Below are 15,764 nucleotides of genomic sequence, written 5' to 3'. Positions count from 1 at the left end.
GCTGCTTTTTAGGCTTGAAGCCAAGAGCTTCTTTGTGATTCAAATTGCTTGATTTCATCTTCAAGCAAAAGCGTTAATGAAATTTCATCATAGCCGTTGATGAGCATCTCTTTCCAATGCGGATCAACTTCGAATGAAATTTGATTGCCTTCACTTTCATGAATTAGCTGATTTTCAAGGTCAACAGTCATTTGCAATGACTGGTTTTCATACTGGCCGACAAGCTTTTTCCAATTGTCATATGGCATGCGGATAGGCAGCATACCGTTTTTAAAGCAGTTTTGGTGGAAAATATCAGCAAATGATGGTGCAATGATAATTTTAAACCCATAATCATCAAGCGCCCACGGAGCGTGTTCACGCGATGACCCGCAGCCGAAGTTTTCTCCCGCTATTAAAATGGAAGCGCCTTGATAAGCAGGCTGGTTTAATTCAAATTCAGGGTTCGGCTCACCTTTCTCATCATATCTCCAGTCAAAGAATGCAAAACGGCCGTAGCCTGTTCTTTCAATCCTCTTCAAAAATTGTTTAGGAATAATCTGGTCTGTGTCAACATTGATTCGATTTAATACGGCTGCTTTCCCCGTATGTGTTTTCAAAGGTTCCATCTCGCGCACTCCTTACACAACTGTTTTTTCCTGATAAAACTTTCTGACATCGATGAAGTGTCCGTGAATGGCAGCCATCGCAGCCATTGCCGGGCTGACGAGATGTGTTCTTGCACCTTTTCCTTGTCTGCCCTCGAAGTTGCGGTTAGAGGTTGACGCACAGCGCTCTCCCTCAGGAACAACATCATTATTCATGCTCAAACACATGCTGCAGCCTGACTCTCTCCATTCAAATCCAGCTTCCAAGAAAATCTGGTCAAGCCCTTCTTTTTCAGCCTGAAGCTTCACGCTTTGAGATCCGGGAACAACGATGGCTCTTACGCTATCAGCTACCTTCTTCCCCTTGATCATATCAGCAGCCTGGCGAAGGTCAGTCATGCGGGAATTTGTGCAGGAACCGATAAATACATGCTCCACTTTAATGTCTTCAATTTTCTGATGAGGGGTCAACCCCATATATTCATAAGCTCGAATCGCTTCTTTTTTGTCATCTTCTGCGGAAAAGCTTTCCGGCGCAGGAACTTCTGAATCGACAGGAAGAACCATTCCCGGGTTGATGCCCCATGTCACCATCGGAGAAATTTCGTTGCCGTCAAGAACGATAGATTTATCGTAAGCAGCGCCCGGATCTGTGCGCAGCGCCCTCCATTCCTCTACGGCTTTGTCAAATTCTTCGCCTTTTGGCGTATACTTGCGGTTTTTGCAATATTCAAATGTCACCTCGTCAGGTGCAATCAAACCTGCTCTTGCCCCTGCTTCGATTGACATGTTACAAACGGTCATTCGTTCATCCATCGTCATATTTCTGAATACTTCCCCAGTGTATTCAATGACGTAGCCAGTGCCGAATTTCACCCCGTATTTGCCGATGACAGCAAGAATGACATCCTTTGCCGTTACCCCTTTTTGAAGTGTTCCGTCTACTCGCACTTCAAGTGTTTTCGGACGTTGCTGCCAAAGTGTCTGTGTAGAAAGGACATGTTCAACTTCACTCGTCCCGATTCCAAATGCAAGAGCGCCGAATGCGCCATGGGTTGATGTATGGCTGTCGCCGCATACAATCGTTTTCCCTGGAAGCGTTAAGCCCAGTTCAGGACCGACCACATGGACAATCCCTTGATCCACACTGTGAAGATCGGCAAGGCGCACACCAAATTCTTCACAGTTTCGTTCAAGCGCCGTCACTTGGCGTTTCGCCACTTCATCCTTTATCTCAAAACGATTGACGGTCGGGATGTTGTGGTCCATTGTCGCAAACGTGTTCTGGGGTCTTCTGACCTTTCTTCCCTTTTGTCTCAACCCTTCAAATGCCTGAGGAGACGTCACCTCATGAATAAGATGCAAATCAATATAGAGAAGATCCGGTTTTCCCTCACCATGTTTTACAATATGCTGATCCCAAATCTTTTCGATGATTGTTCGAGGCATCATCTATTATTTCCTCCCTCTACCTATGAACTAAGACCGCTTAACGTAAGCTGTCACATATTAGAAATTGTATTTTCACTCATTATTGCTGCCTTGACTTCCTCTGTAATGGCCTGAGTGCTGCTAAACTCTTCGCCTCGCGCCAAGTCTCTTGTTCTTTTTCCGGAAGTTAAGACTTTGTTGACCGCATCTTCTACAGCTTTCGCTTCCTCTTCAAGCCCGAAAGATGTTCTCAAAAGCATTGCCGCTGACAATATGGCCGCGAATGGATTTGCCATCCCTTTGCCGGCTATGTCAGGCGCGGAGCCATGAACAGGCTCAAACAGATGAAGACCTGAACTTGATAGGCTGGCTGACGGGAGCATTCCGAGTGAGCCTGTAAGCATGGACGCTTCATCGCTTAAAATATCACCGAACATGTTTTCAGTCACCACGACATCAAATTGATTCGGTGCATAAATCAGCTGCATGGCCGCGTTATCCACAAGCATGTGCTCCAGCTTCACATCAGGAAAGTCTTTTGCAACGTCCTCAGCCACGTCACGCCACAGTCTGCTTGATTCAAGAACGTTCGCTTTATCAACAGAGGTTACCTTGCCTTTTCTGGCTGCCGCCATTTTAAAGCCCTCTCTGATCACGCGTTCAATTTCCGTCCGCTTATAAAACAGCGTGTCTACAGCTTCCTGCTCACCTTCAGTGTTTACATAGCGTTTGCTCGGCTGGCCGAAATACAAGCCGCCTGTCAGCTCACGGACGATAACAAAATCAACGTTATCTATATATTCTTTTTTCAAAGGTGAAGCGTCAGAAAGGCTATCAAACACCTTCACAGGCCGCAAATTCGCAAACAAATCAAGCTGTTTTCTGATGCTGAGCAGCCCTTTTTCCGGTCTCAGCTCCGAAGGATTTTGATCCCATTTCGGTCCGCCGACAGCGCCAAGCAATATAGCGTCGGCATTTTTACAAGCGGCAACGGTTTCCTCCGGGAGGGGGTTGTTATGTTCATCAATCGCCGCCCCTCCAATCAGGCCATATTCAAATTCAAATTCATGATTAAAGCGTTCGGCAACACTTTTCAGTACGTCTGTCGCTGATTCTAATACTTCAGGGCCGATCCCGTCTCCGGGCAATAGAGCAATACGTTTCTTCAAGTTAACCGTTCTCCTTTCTTTTATGATCCGACAGCTGTATGGTTTTTAAGTCCGCTCATATTTGACTGGAAAACCAATTGACGGTTGACTGCGTTCAAATAGGCTTTCGCTGATGCTTCTAATACGTCTTGCGCTATGCCCCGCCCTGCTGATTCTTTTCCGTTCACCAAAACTCTTACATACACCTGGGCAAATGCGTCTTCGCCTTTTCTGTTAGACTGAATGCGGTAGTCCAAGAGCTCCACGTCTTTATCGATGCAGCGCTCAAGCGTGTTGTAGATCGCTTCTACGCTTCCGGCTCCAGTTGCCGCTTCTTGAATAAGCTCTGCGTTTTCTTGGTTTTTCAAAGAAAGTGTAGCCGTAGGAACCTGACTTGTTCCGTAATGCACTTGCAGGGAAAGAAATTCATACCCAATCTTGCGGTCTGTTACTTTTTCTTCTAAAATAAGAGAAACAAGATCCTCATCAGTAATTTCTTTTTTCTTCTCAGTCAACTCTTTAAACATCGTAAAGAATTTATTAATCTCGTCACTATCAAATTGGAATCCTAAAGCAGTCAGCCGGTCTTTAAATGCGTGGCGTCCGGAATGTTTCCCTAGGACAAGCGCATCTGCTGTTACACCGACAAGCTCCGGTGAAATAATTTCATAAGTAGACTTTTCTTTTAAGAAGCCGTCCTGGTGAATACCTGATTCATGAGCAAAGGCATTATCGCCTACAACCGCTTTATTCCGCGGAACAGCCATACCTGTCAGCTTGCTTACTAAATCGCTCGTTCGCTTAATCTCGTTCAATGTAATGCCTGTTTCAACCTGATAGAAATCTTTTCTGATATGGAGGGCAACGGCAATTTCCTCTAATGCCGCGTTTCCGGCTCTTTCACCGATTCCGTTCACAGCACATTCGATTTGATCAGCACCATTTTCAATGGCAGCAAGAGAGTTTGCGACTGCCATTCCCAAATCATCATGACAGTGGGCCGAAAGCTTTGCTTTGTGAATGTTCGGAACGTTTTCCTTCATATATTTAAAGATATTTCCGTATTCCGCTGGTGCCAGGTAGCCGACCGTATCCGGAAGATTGATAACACTGGCACCTGCGTCAATGACTTTCTCGACGATTTCCGCTAAAAACGGCAGTTCAGTCCGGCAGGCATCTTCAGCTGACCATTGCACAACCGGAAAGCGTTCTTTTGCGTATTTCACCATTTCCACTGCTCTTTCAATCACTTGTTCACGAGTCATTTTCAGCTTGTGTTTCAAATGAATGTCCGACGTGGCGATAAATACGTGAATTCTCGGGTGAGCACCGTCCTTTAACGCTTCCCAAGCAGCATCAATATCACCTTTTACGCAACGGGCAAGACCAGTTACTGAACAATTTTTAATGGTTCTTGCAATTTCCTGAACAGCTGAAAAGTCACCTCGGGACGAAGCGGGAAACCCCGCTTCAATGATATCTGCCCCGAGTCTTTCGAGCTGCTTTGCTATGGCAAGTTTCTCCTGAGTATTTAAGTTCACGCCAGGGGACTGTTCACCATCACGAAGCGTCGTGTCGAAAAAATTAATTTTGCGCAACGGAGACCACCGCTTCCTTCTTCTTGCCTTGTTTCACAAATGGCATCATTTCACGAAGCTTTCTTCCAACAACTTCGATTTGATGTTCGTTCTCGCTCGCATTGATGGCGTTGAAACGAGGACGGTTTACTTGGTTTTCGACGATCCACTCTTTTGCGAATGTACCGTTTTGGATATCTTTTAGTACTTCTTTCATAGATTCTTTGACTTTAGCATCAACAACGCGAGGTCCTGATACGAAATCTCCCCACTGTGCTGTGTCAGATATTGAATATCTCATTCCTGCCAAGCCTTCTTCGTACATAAGGTCTACGATTAATTTCAGCTCGTGAAGACACTCAAAGTATGCAAGTTCAGGCTGATAACCTGCTTCAGTTAATGTTTCGAATCCAGCTTTCACGAGCGCGCTCAATCCGCCGCAAAGAACTGCTTGCTCACCGAACAAATCTGTTTCTGTTTCTTCTTTAAATGTCGTTTCCAAAACGCCCGCTCTTGCGCCCCCGATTCCTTTTGCATATGCAAGGGCTTTGTCTCTTGCTTCTCCAGTCACATCTTGATAAATCGCGAACAATGCCGGTACGCCAGCTCCTTGCTCATATGTTCTTCTTACCAAGTGACCCGGACCTTTAGGTGCTACCAAGAATACATCTACATCTGCCGGAGGAACAATTTGATGGAAATGAACGTTAAATCCGTGAGCGAACACCAATGATTTTCCAGCTGTCAATTCATCTTTGATTTCAGCTTCGTATACTTTTTGCTGCTGTTCATCCGGAAGCAGAACCATGATGATTTCGGCTTGAGCTGCCGCTTCTTTTACTGAAAATACTTTATGTCCATCTTCTTGGGCTTGAGTGAAAGATTTTCCTTGTCTAACACCAACGATTACGTCAACTCCGCTTTCTTTAAGGTTCAGGGCATGTGCGTGACCTTGCGAACCGTACCCGATAACCGCTACTGTTTTTCCAGCCAACACGTTCTCTTTGATATCACCGTTATAATATACTTTTACCATTTCAATCTCTCCCTTGTTATGTTTTATACAATAGATATTGTTTTATTGGATGACGCCTTTTGCTGGGTTCCCCTCGCAAAAGCCGTTGTACCTGTTCTCGCGATTTCTTTAATGCCATAAGGTTTTAACAATTCAATAAGCGCTTCAATTTTGTTAGATTCGCCTGTCACCTGAACAACGATGCTGTCTCTGCTGACATCAACGACAGAGGCTCTGAATGGTTCTATGATTCCATTAATCTCTGATCTCGTTGACGGTGCAGATACGACCTTGATTAAGGCCAGTTCCCTCTGGACAATCGATTGATTCGTGATGTCGGTGACTTTTAGCACATCAATCTGTTTGTTGAGCTGTTTCGTCAACTGTTCAACATCATTTTCTCCTTCAACGTGAACGACAAAGGTGATTCTGGAAACGCCGGTTGTTTCTGTGTGTCCAACTGTAATGCTTTCAATGTTGTAATGTCTTTTAGTGAATAGACCGGTGATCCGGTTTAACACGCCGGAACGGTTCACCACAGTCAATGTGATAATTCTTTTCAAGGTTTCACCCCCACCATTTCATGCAGCCCTTTCCCCGGAGCCACCATCGGGAATACTTTTTCTTCTCTGGCAACCCGCACGTCAATGACAACCGGTTCTTTTGATGTTAATGCCTCTTCCAGCTTATCTTTCGCTTCTGCTTCTGATGAAATTCTAATGCCTTTAATGCTGTATGCTTCTGACAATTTGACGAAGTCAGGCTGAGAAGCAAATTTAGATTCTGAATAGCGTTCTTCATAGAAGATTTCCTGCCACTGTCTGACCATTCCGAGACAAGCGTTATTTAAAATCACGACTTTGACCGGAAGATTCAATTCGCGAATGACATCGAGCTCTTGGAGCGTCATTTGAAAACCACCGTCTCCGAGAACCGCGACTACAGTAGCATCTTTATCTGCAAGCTGTGCACCGATCGCTGCCGGAAGGCCGAATCCCATCGTTCCAAGTCCACCTGATGTGACCCATTTATCTGCTTTTTGGAACGGATAGAATTGCGCTGACCACATTTGATGCTGGCCGACATCCGTTGCGATAATAGCCTCGCCTTTTGTAAATTGATGAATATATTCAATCAATTTCTGAGGTTTAAAGCCTTCTTCTTCATTATCTACGTACCAGAGCGGGTACTCTTCTTTCCATTCGGCGAGCTGTTTTTTCCATTCGCTTGAATCGCCTTGTTTGCCGTTTTGTTTGATCAGCTCTTGCAGGACAACTTTGCTGTCGCCGACAACCGGAATCTGTGTTTTCATGATTTTTCCGATTTCAGCCGGATCAATATCGATGTGGGCAATTTTTGCGTTTCTTGCAAAGTGCTTCAGGTTTCCTGTGACGCGGTCATCAAAACGTGCGCCGATACTGATTAAAAGATCGCAATCATGAAGGGCCATATTGGCTGTGTAAGTACCGTGCATCCCCGCCATCCCCAGAAAAAGCGGATGGTCAGCCGGAAAGCCTCCCAGCCCCAAAAGGGTGTGTGCCACAGGGATCTGCTGCTGCTCGACATAATTTTTTAATTCTTCTGACGCTTTTCCGTGCAGTACGCCCGCACCCGCCAGGATCACCGGTTTCTTTGCGCTGCTCACGGCTTCCACAAGCTTGCGGATCTGCAAATAATTCGGCTCTGTTGTCGGCTGGTATCCCGGGAGATTCATCTCATGATCATAGCTGAATTCCCCTTCAATTGCTGCAACATCTTTTGGAATATCGATTAGTACAGGTCCCGGTCTTCCCGTTGTCGCAATATGGAATGCTTCTTTAATGATGCGCGGCAGATCTTCCGGCTGGCGGACCTGATAGCTGTGTTTTGTAACCGGCATTGTAATTCCTAAAATGTCCGCTTCCTGAAAAGCATCGCTTCCGATAACGGAGGTTGCCACCTGTCCTGTAAAGACGACTAAAGGCAGTGAATCAATCATGGCATCCGCAAGTCCAGTAACAAGGTTTGTCGCTCCCGGACCTGATGTCGCAATAACGACCCCTGGTTTACCAGAAACTCTCGCGTATCCTTCCGCTGCATGAATGGCGCCTTGCTCGTGTCTGGGAAGGATATGTACCATTCCTGAATTGTACAGCTTATCGTAGATCGGCAGTACAGCTCCGCCCGGATAACCGAATATCATTTCTACTTTTTCTTTCTTTAATGATTCAATCAGCATTAACGCTCCGCTCATCGTCTGTGTACATTTGGCAGATGCTGAATCCACCTGTACATTAGTCCCCATTTTAGTTCCTCCTTTTGGATTTTCATCCTCTAAAGATCATCTTTTTTATTAGCTTGATAGCTGATTATTCAATAAAAAAAGCCCTTCCGCCCACAATCAGCCGCGCAGTGAATGCGATAGCTAAAAGGGGCGAAAAGGCTCTTCTTTCCGCGGTACCACCCTTGTTTACGACCTGTTAAATCGGCCGTCTCATGGATATTTCTATCCGCTTTAATAACGAGTGAATCAAGTTCACCCGGCCAAGTCCTACTATCATTTCAGACTGGCACTCTGAGGCGAGTTCACCTTGTAAAGCTTCGCCGGTTCTCAGCTAACCCGGTTCTCTGTGGAAAGCTTTATCAAGGCTACTTATCCTCATCTGCGCTTTTGATATTCAGTCTCCGGAACAGCTTAGAGCTGTTCAAGGAAGTCGTTTGTTTTTTCACTTTTCAGAATCATATTGCGATCATTTTTGCTTGTGAAGCTTGCGTTTATCTTTTGTTGAACTCATATTACGCCGCTTTGGACGCAGTGTCAACAGCATTTTTTAAAATTATTAGACAATTTTGATTAATCAATCTATATTGTATACGCTTTCATTATTGATGCATAAGGAATCGCAAATGTTAAAAGTTTTTATAATTTTTTCATTAATCTATCAAGGATACACCAGAATTTTTCAATATCATATAAACATGTCATATTTTATAACATTCTATCATTTGGATATAGGATGCAACCTGACAGATCGCCTTGCAAACCCTTTTAATTCGGATAGGCACTTCCATTATTCCTCCGGCATACATTGATGGTATCTTGCAAAGAAAAGGTGATACAATGAATAAATCATTAGCAGATATGCAAGGATTCCCCGCAGGCTTTCCCAGCTTTCCGCAACCGTATTACCCTACTGCCCCTGCCTTTTACCAGCAAAGCCATCAGCCATTCGGAGGTTATGGATACGGTCAGCCGTACAGCCAGGCATACAGCCCGATAAGCACTCCCTCTGCTATGTACTCCTCCTATCCATATGCTTCAGGATTTTACGGGCAGCAATTTGCAGGTGCTGGCTATAGCGGCCATGGCGGCGGTTTCAGTATCCCGGCGACACACGTCGGCGGATTCGGCGGAGCAGGCGCACACGGAGGGTTTCGATATTAAAGATGACAATAGAGGCCGAACATTTAAATTCGGCCTCTTTTTTTGCTTTAAAACGCCTTTTTCAAATCAAATCATTCTAGAGAATGATCCATACTGTCAGATTTTCTGTCTTTATACTTGGAAAACAGGACGAAATATGATTAACATGAAATGGAAATATGTGCTGGCAAACCTACAAGTATCTGAGGAGGAAATGGAATTGTATATAAAAATAGATGATGTAACTGGACACCAGGTGATCTCACTTGTTAATGAGCATTTACATAGCATGACACTCATGTCCCCGCCAGAAAGCATCCACGCCTTAGGTTTAGAAAGGCTTAGAGCGCCTGAAGTAACATTTTGGAGCGCCTGGGAGAGTGATGAACTAGCCGGCTGCGGAGCGCTTAAAGAACTGGACAGCCGGCACGGAGAAATCAAATCAATGCGCACGTCTGCATCCCATTTAAGAAAAGGCGTTGCCAAACAAGTTCTTCAGCACATCATAGAAGAGGCTGCAAAGCGAGGCTATGAGCGGCTAAGCTTAGAAACGGGTTCAATGGCTTCATTTGAGCCGGCAAGAAAATTGTATGAAAGCTTCGGTTTTCAGTACTGTGAACCGTTTGCTGACTATGTTGAAGATCCAAACAGTGTGTTTATGACGAAGAAGCTGTGAGGCGTTTTTATGAGGGTAGATAAGTGCAGGGGGAGGTCTGTCTATCTCTTATATAAATTTCATCAGTTTTTCCTGTTAAAATTTAATAGAGTAAGTCAACAAAACCATCCAGCATTGCACTGGATGGTTTCTGTATGATTTTATTTATATTTATTTACTTCATACATTAAAATGTTTTTAAACACAACATAATCCTTTTTACTTTCAAAAGGCCCTTTGTTGTTGTCATGCTCATCTATTTCATAAAAGCCTGGTCCCTCTCCAGCATCACGCTGCTTGTACCATTTGAGAAATCCGTTCACTTCTTTCATAGACAGTTGATATTCTTTTTGCAAACCGTTTACCATTGTGATAACAAGGAGGGCGTCTCCATCTTCTGCTGGTTTATCCTCAGAAGGTGTTGTTGATCCTTTGTCCTTATCTCCTGAATTGCCTTCAGAAGGGGTTGTTGATCCTTTATCCTTATCTCCCGGAGTTTCCTCTGAATCGGATGGTATGTTTAAATCCTTCAATGAAATTGACATTACTGATTTAAATTTAGAGGCTGCACTTCCAGTAAAACTGGATGTTTCCTCTCTTCCACCGATTACGTAAAGAGTATCATCAATGACGGCAGAAGAATGAGCCATTCTGTAGGGGGCTTTAGGGTTTTTTACCGCTGTAGCTGATTGACTTTTAGGATCGTACACCTTAATTCGGTTTACCCCTCCAGTCATCAGAATTTTTCCTTTGTAAGCAAGAGCAGAATAATACCCTGCTGTGAATCCTTTACCATTTTCTAACCATGTGTCTTTTTCTGGATCATAAACATAAACGATTTGGGGTATATAATGAGTTCCGCCAAGAATATATAGTTTATTATCAATTACTGCTGTAGAAGCTCCGGTTACTGCTCCGGTTACTTCATAATTTAAATTCTGTTTTTTCTGCCATTTTTTCGTTTCGAGATCGTAACTGTAAGTCGTTGCATAGCTTGAATTCTCATAGGCTACAACATATATTTTCTTTCCGATAGCTTCTGCATAAATCCTATAGGCTGGAACCTTATTTTCAAAGGGGAGATCATCCGATTTTTCCCACGAATCTTTTTTTGGATCATATACTTCTACTGTCTTTACAACTCCATCGTTTGACCTTCCACCCATGACATAAATTTTACCGTCAACTGTAACAGTCGCAGCTCCTCCCCTCTCCGTGGGCATATCGGCTTTTCTTGTCCATTCATTTGTTTTAGGATCATAGACAAACGTTTGGTTACCATAATTACCCGGTTTTTCCGTCCCGCCACCTATCACATATATCTTTCCATCTACCACACCACTGCTTGCACCGACACGCGGCTCAGGCAAATCTGCTCTTTCTTTCCATTCAACTGTTTCCGCGCTAACTGTTTGAAGCGATTGAAACAACGTAATAACGAACAAGAAAAAAACAATGAACCATTTTTTCAAAAGAAAGCACTCCCTTTATTTAATTAATTTCACATAACAAATATCGGCATGACTTTGGTTTTTTTCATATCTTTTCCTGTATATTCATTTTTCAGGAAATTCTATAATAAAAGTTTTCTCTAAAAAACTCGGATGTTTTCAATCTTGTTTATTTTAAAGAGCATCGGGAATTACAAACGACATGAACGATAAAATGAAAATTGATAAAGGAGGAGATTAATATGAAAAGTATAGTTGGTGTATACGAAACTCCGCAAGAAACCATTGCAGCGATTGAAGGCTTATTAACAAAAGGCTATGATTCTGACGACATCTCTGTTGTGACAAGCCGGCGAGATACAGATTATCTTGAAACACGCACAGGAACAGAAGTCAATCAGGCCATTGATGCACGTGAGGGCGAATCTGAATCTTTTTTCGATAAACTGAAAGATTATTTCACAATGGATGATACCGCCGCACACAGCAAAGCATTATCCGATTTGGATATCACCACTAACGAAATAGACAAGTACCAAGAAGATTTGGATGACGGCAAACTCCTTGTGGCCGTTGAGACAGATGCAGATGTAAATGCTCCTATCGATAACGGCAATGCCCTTTCAGGCGGCTTTTCAAGCACAAATGAAATGGCGGATTATACAACGAAAGAAGAAAAAACAATGCCGCTGCGGGAAGAACAGTTGAAAGTCGATAAGGAAGACGTTCAAACTGGAGAAGTAGAGATAGGAAAAGAAGTGAAAACAGAACAAAGAGATATGGACATCCCGGTGAGACACGATGAAATTTATGTCGAACGCCGCCCAGTGGATGAAAATAAAGCGGACGCTTCTCCTGTCAACGATTCGGAAGAGATCAGAGTGCCAATCGTTGAAGAAAAGCTAGAAGTGACTAAAAAACCGGTTGTCACTGATGAAGTGGTTGTCGGAAAACGCACTGTTGAAGAAAACGAGCATATTTCTGAAACTGTGAAGAAAGAAGAGCCTCGCTTGAATAAAGAAGGAAAAGTTGACGACTTGGATGATGATCCGTTAAATAATAAATAAAAGATCATAAATCAACAACAAAAAACCTCAAATCCTTAAAGGGTTTGAGGTTTTTCTTTTGGTACGTCCCAGGAGAGATTCGAACTCCCGACCGACGGCTTAGAAGGCCGTTGCTCTATCCAGCTGAGCTACTGGGACATGTTTTGTTTTTTGTTTTTCGCTTTAACTATCAGCGACAAGATTTATTATATATGGGATGCAACAATAAGTCAACGGTTTTTTAGAATTTTTTTCATGAGGAAGAAAATTTTCTTCCTCATGACTTTTTTATAGTGTGACCTGGTTTTGCAGATCCTCAATTTCATGGCCTGCTTGGTCGTAAAAACGCACTGTCGCAGCATCATTTTCTAATGTTAGTATAGCATAGCTTTCTGTCCTGCGCACCCTCGGAAGCCGGATGCTGCCTGGATTAATCATCAGTTTTCCGCGCAGCACTTCGCTTCCCGCGATGTGCGAATGCCCGAAACAGATAATATCCGCTCCGAGCTCCTCTGCACGATAGTATACGTTTAACAAGGTCTGTTTTATACCGTGAAGGTGGCCGTGCGTGACCAGTATTTTTTTTGAACCGGCAGTCAGAAGAAGCTCGTCCTTAAAATCGCCCGTAAAATCACAATTGCCTTTTACAACCGCATAAGGATCCAATGCCGGATGCCCGGTTTCAAGCTCAGAGTCTCCGCAATGAATCATGAGATCAACTTCTGCTTCATGCCGTTTCGCAATGGTTTGGAGTTCTTCTTCAAGCCCATGGCTGTCACTGATAATCAGCACGTTCATGTACAAGCTTCCTCCTTATGCCTCCAAAAGCTTAGACAGCTTTTTAAGCGCGTCAGCCCTATGGCTGATTTTATTTTTTTCATCACTTGTCAGTTCGGCCATTGTCTTATCTTTATCTTTCACAATAAAGATCGGGTCATAGCCAAAGCCGTATTCTCCTCTCGGTTCTTCAGCAATATACCCTTCAACATGGCCTTCGACTGTTTTTGTTTCTTCTCCTGGGATACTCACAGCCAGCGCGCACCGGAAACGGGCCGTGCGCTGTTCTTTTTCGATTCCTTTCAGCTCGCTGAGAACTTTAGCGATATTTGCCTGGTCGTCTTTCTGCTCCCCTGCATAGCGGGCGGAATAAACGCCTGGTCTGCCTCCAAGATTATCGATGGACAGACCGGAGTCGTCCGCAATCACCATTTTGTTCACTGCTTTGGCAACAGCTTGAGCTTTCAAAATGGCATTTTCTTCAAACGTATGGCCTGTTTCCTCAATTTCTTCTGTGAATCCAATTTCAGCTAAAGATTTGACATCATAGCCTTTTGGCTCAAGGATTTCTTTGAATTCCTTCACTTTTCCTGGATTATGTGTCGCAATAATTGCTTCTTTCATGATGATCAAGCCTTTCTGTCTTTATTTCAGTTCTGGCAGAGAATCACCCAGCTCTTCTTTTTGCTTGTCAACCAGTTCCTGAATGCCTTTTTCTGCAAGACCGAGAAGACCGTTCAGATCCTCCCTTGAAAAAGTCGCCTCTTCCCCGGTTCCCTGCAGCTCTACAAAACGGCCGCTGCCAGTCATAATGACATTCATGTCAACTTCAGCGGAAGAATCTTCTTCATAATTTAAATCTAACAAAATTCCCTGTTCCTTATCAATTCCGACAGAGATCGCAGCAAGAAAATCAGTGATCGGATTTGTCTTGATCGTTCCCGCTTTGATCAGCTTGCCAATCGCAATCGCCATAGCAAGAAATGCACCTGTAATGGAAGCGGTTCTTGTCCCGCCATCAGCCTGAATGACATCACAGTCAATCCAAATCGTCCGTTCACCGAGCTTTTCTAAATCTACGACTGCCCGAAGCGCGCGGCCGATCAGGCGTTGAATCTCCATTGTTCTGCCGGAAATTTTCCCCTTAGAAGATTCTCTAATTGTTCTTTGGTTTGTTGCCCGCGGCAGCATGCTGTATTCAGCTGTAATCCAGCCTTTTCCTCCGCCCCGCAAAAAAGGCGGCACGCGGTCCTCAACAGACGCGTTGCAGATTACTTTTGTATTTCCTGCTGTTATTAGAACAGAACCTTCCGGATGGCTGATAAAATCCAAATCGAATGTGATTGGACGCAGCTCATCATGTTGTCTTCCGTCATGTCTCATGTTTTACCTCCGATTGTATGTACATAAACCATTTTTGTCCCGGAATTGAATAAAGAAAGAGGCAGCCGGAACGCTAACCTCTTTCTTTCTAGTATATCAAAAATCCCAATTTAAAAACTACCCGTATTCACTTGAGAAGGTCTGGAGACCGGTTCTGTGAGCTTTTCGCCTTTTTCATTTACAAGCTCTGATTTCCCGTTTACTTTAACAGAGACACTTTTTACTTCCGGTTGCTCCGTTAACGTCAGCACAATGCTATTCAGCACTTCTGAAGAAATCATCTTCGTCTTTTCATCGGCGCTGCCGAATATAGATTGATTGAAATCTAACGTCACCCGTCCGTCTTTGATTTTCGGTTTACTGACCAGCTTTACATCTTCACTGAAGTCTGTTAACAGCCCGCTCACCTTGCTTGGGCCTTTGGCCAATTCATTGATCGCCGCTGTGATGTCGTCTTTTTCTGAATTGTCGATCCGTTTCGTCACCGGAACGTAGTACTCACTGTCTTCGTTTTCCGCCAAATAATAAACTGTGAGCGGATGTGTTGCAGTGAGATCATTCACCCCAGATGTTTCCATGTTAATCCCGTCTTTTCGGCTTAAATCATCTGAGATCGGCGTGCCGCCTACAGGCATCTCCTTTAGTTCATGCCCGTTTATTCTCAGCTTCACTTTATCTATCGAACTGAATTGCGTAAGTGTCCATGTCACAGATTGAACGATTTTCTGTTCGTCTTCCTTCTTATAATTTTTAAATTCACTAGAGAAATCAGCTATTGCTGTCCCATCTTTTTTGATGTCAACGTTAACGGTTGTGTCAGCCGGCAATACGGCTCTGAAACCATTCGGAAGAATTTCTGACACAGGTCCGCCCTGAACGAGGTATTCAAGCGCCTGTTTGGCCGTGCCTTCACTTTTCGGAAGGGGCAGCGTTTGCGCAACGACATACCCGTTTTTATCAATGAGATAAAGCTCCCTCATGACTGTAGATGAGGCTTGATCCGCTTTGGCGGTATCATTTTTTTCACTTTCTGTTTTTTCGGTTGCTGTTGTATTTGAATTGGCCCCCGCTTCATCGTTCACGTATGTAACGTCTTGAGGCGGATCAATTTCCTCTGCTGCCTTATCAGATTGAAACAAACCGCATCCGGATAAAAGCAAGGCAGAGGTGAGACAAGTGGCACCAATGACTGCAGGTCCTTTTTTCAGCATACTTTTCCCTCCTAAGGCTGTTTGTACTATTATGTATACGAGCCTTATTAGGAAATAGACCGAAGAATTCCGGCAAAACA

The 15,764-nt window shown here is 43.9% G+C and carries 15 protein-coding genes, 1 tRNA gene and 1 other annotated feature; of the genes, 3 read left to right on the top strand and 13 right to left on the bottom strand.

The annotated features are described in order from the left end of the window. Nucleotides 1-8 precede the first annotated feature (8 nt). The 7 genes from leuD to ilvB are packed head-to-tail and all read right to left on the bottom strand — an operon-like array spanning nucleotide 9 to nucleotide 8,042. On the bottom strand, nucleotides 9-608 hold the full coding sequence (gene leuD / locus Q5C82_RS08975) for a 3-isopropylmalate dehydratase small subunit (protein ID WP_003222556.1): 600 nt from the start codon (nucleotides 606-608) through the stop codon (nucleotides 9-11). A 12-nt stretch (nucleotides 609-620) separates the two neighbouring features. Then, nucleotides 621-2,039, bottom strand: coding sequence for a 3-isopropylmalate dehydratase large subunit (gene leuC, locus Q5C82_RS08970; RefSeq protein ID WP_003222554.1), 1,419 nt, complete (start codon nucleotides 2,037-2,039; stop codon nucleotides 621-623). A 50-nt stretch (nucleotides 2,040-2,089) separates the two neighbouring features. Continuing rightward, nucleotides 2,090-3,187, bottom strand: a complete 1,098-nt coding sequence (leuB, locus tag Q5C82_RS08965) for a 3-isopropylmalate dehydrogenase (RefSeq protein WP_003222552.1) — start codon at nucleotides 3,185-3,187, stop codon at nucleotides 2,090-2,092. Nucleotides 3,188-3,207: 20 nt separating this feature from the next. Then, nucleotides 3,208-4,764, bottom strand: coding sequence for a 2-isopropylmalate synthase (locus tag Q5C82_RS08960; protein WP_003222551.1), 1,557 nt, complete (start codon nucleotides 4,762-4,764; stop codon nucleotides 3,208-3,210). After that, nucleotides 4,751-5,779: a ketol-acid reductoisomerase gene (gene ilvC, locus Q5C82_RS08955; RefSeq protein WP_003222549.1), complete on the bottom strand. Its 1,029-nt coding sequence runs from the start codon at nucleotides 5,777-5,779 to the stop codon at nucleotides 4,751-4,753. Before ilvC ends, Q5C82_RS08960 begins: the two co-directional genes overlap by 14 nt. A 23-nt stretch (nucleotides 5,780-5,802) precedes the next feature. Next, entirely contained in the window at nucleotides 5,803-6,321 is a 519-nt protein-coding gene (gene ilvN, locus Q5C82_RS08950; protein WP_003222543.1) for an acetolactate synthase small subunit, read from the bottom strand. Further along, nucleotides 6,318-8,042 (bottom strand): acetolactate synthase large subunit, encoded by a 1,725-nt coding sequence (gene ilvB / locus Q5C82_RS08945; protein ID WP_003222541.1) that lies wholly within the window; start codon nucleotides 8,040-8,042, stop codon nucleotides 6,318-6,320. The genes ilvN and ilvB overlap by 4 nt, the downstream gene beginning before the upstream one ends. 122 nt (nucleotides 8,043-8,164) lie before the next feature. Continuing rightward, nucleotides 8,165-8,412: a binding site (T-box leader), on the bottom strand. Nucleotides 8,413-8,858: 446 nt separating this feature from the next. On the opposite strand from ilvB, the gene Q5C82_RS08940 reads away from it, so the two are divergent. Both Q5C82_RS08940 and Q5C82_RS08935 read left to right on the top strand, forming a co-directional pair. Next, nucleotides 8,859-9,182 carry a hypothetical protein gene (locus Q5C82_RS08940; protein WP_032727404.1) on the top strand — a complete coding sequence of 108 codons (324 nt, stop codon included), beginning with the start codon at nucleotides 8,859-8,861 and terminating at the stop codon, nucleotides 9,180-9,182. Nucleotides 9,183-9,381: 199 nt separating this feature from the next. Continuing rightward, nucleotides 9,382-9,837, top strand: a complete 456-nt coding sequence (locus Q5C82_RS08935; protein WP_003222537.1) for a GNAT family N-acetyltransferase — start codon at nucleotides 9,382-9,384, stop codon at nucleotides 9,835-9,837. 140 nt (nucleotides 9,838-9,977) lie between these two features. Here the strand turns inward: Q5C82_RS08935 and Q5C82_RS08930 are convergent, their stop codons facing one another. Continuing rightward, a complete protein-coding gene (locus Q5C82_RS08930) occupies nucleotides 9,978-11,288 on the bottom strand; it encodes a DUF1668 domain-containing protein (RefSeq protein ID WP_003222535.1) in 1,311 nt (436 codons plus the stop codon). Nucleotides 11,289-11,509: 221 nt separating this feature from the next. Between Q5C82_RS08930 and Q5C82_RS08925 the strand changes: the two genes are divergently transcribed. Next, nucleotides 11,510-12,334 carry a YsnF/AvaK domain-containing protein gene (locus Q5C82_RS08925; RefSeq protein WP_003222533.1) on the top strand — a complete coding sequence of 275 codons (825 nt, stop codon included), beginning with the start codon at nucleotides 11,510-11,512 and terminating at the stop codon, nucleotides 12,332-12,334. Between the two features lie 64 nt (nucleotides 12,335-12,398). On the opposite strand, the gene Q5C82_RS08920 is transcribed toward Q5C82_RS08925, so the two are convergent. The 5 genes from Q5C82_RS08920 to gerM form a co-directional block, all read right to left on the bottom strand. Then, nucleotides 12,399-12,472, bottom strand: a tRNA-Arg gene (locus tag Q5C82_RS08920). Between the two features lie 129 nt (nucleotides 12,473-12,601). Further along, nucleotides 12,602-13,111, bottom strand: coding sequence for a metallophosphoesterase (locus Q5C82_RS08915; RefSeq protein ID WP_003222531.1), 510 nt, complete (start codon nucleotides 13,109-13,111; stop codon nucleotides 12,602-12,604). A 15-nt stretch (nucleotides 13,112-13,126) separates the two neighbouring features. Then, nucleotides 13,127-13,723 (bottom strand): XTP/dITP diphosphatase, encoded by a 597-nt coding sequence (locus tag Q5C82_RS08910; protein WP_079996431.1) that lies wholly within the window; start codon nucleotides 13,721-13,723, stop codon nucleotides 13,127-13,129. Nucleotides 13,724-13,735: 12 nt separating this feature from the next. Further along, complete coding sequence (gene rph / locus Q5C82_RS08905; RefSeq protein WP_003222527.1) at nucleotides 13,736-14,473, bottom strand: ribonuclease PH; 738 nt, start codon at nucleotides 14,471-14,473, stop codon at nucleotides 13,736-13,738. A 110-nt stretch (nucleotides 14,474-14,583) separates the two neighbouring features. Then, nucleotides 14,584-15,684, bottom strand: a complete 1,101-nt coding sequence (gene gerM / locus Q5C82_RS08900; protein ID WP_003222525.1) for a spore germination protein GerM — start codon at nucleotides 15,682-15,684, stop codon at nucleotides 14,584-14,586. Nucleotides 15,685-15,764 lie beyond the last annotated feature (80 nt).

Origin of the sequence: uncultured Bacillus sp. (assembly GCF_958411575.1) — a bacterium.
Taxonomy (GTDB): domain Bacteria; phylum Bacillota; class Bacilli; order Bacillales; family Bacillaceae; genus Bacillus; species Bacillus spizizenii.
This window is presented reverse-complemented; position numbering and strand designations above follow the sequence as displayed.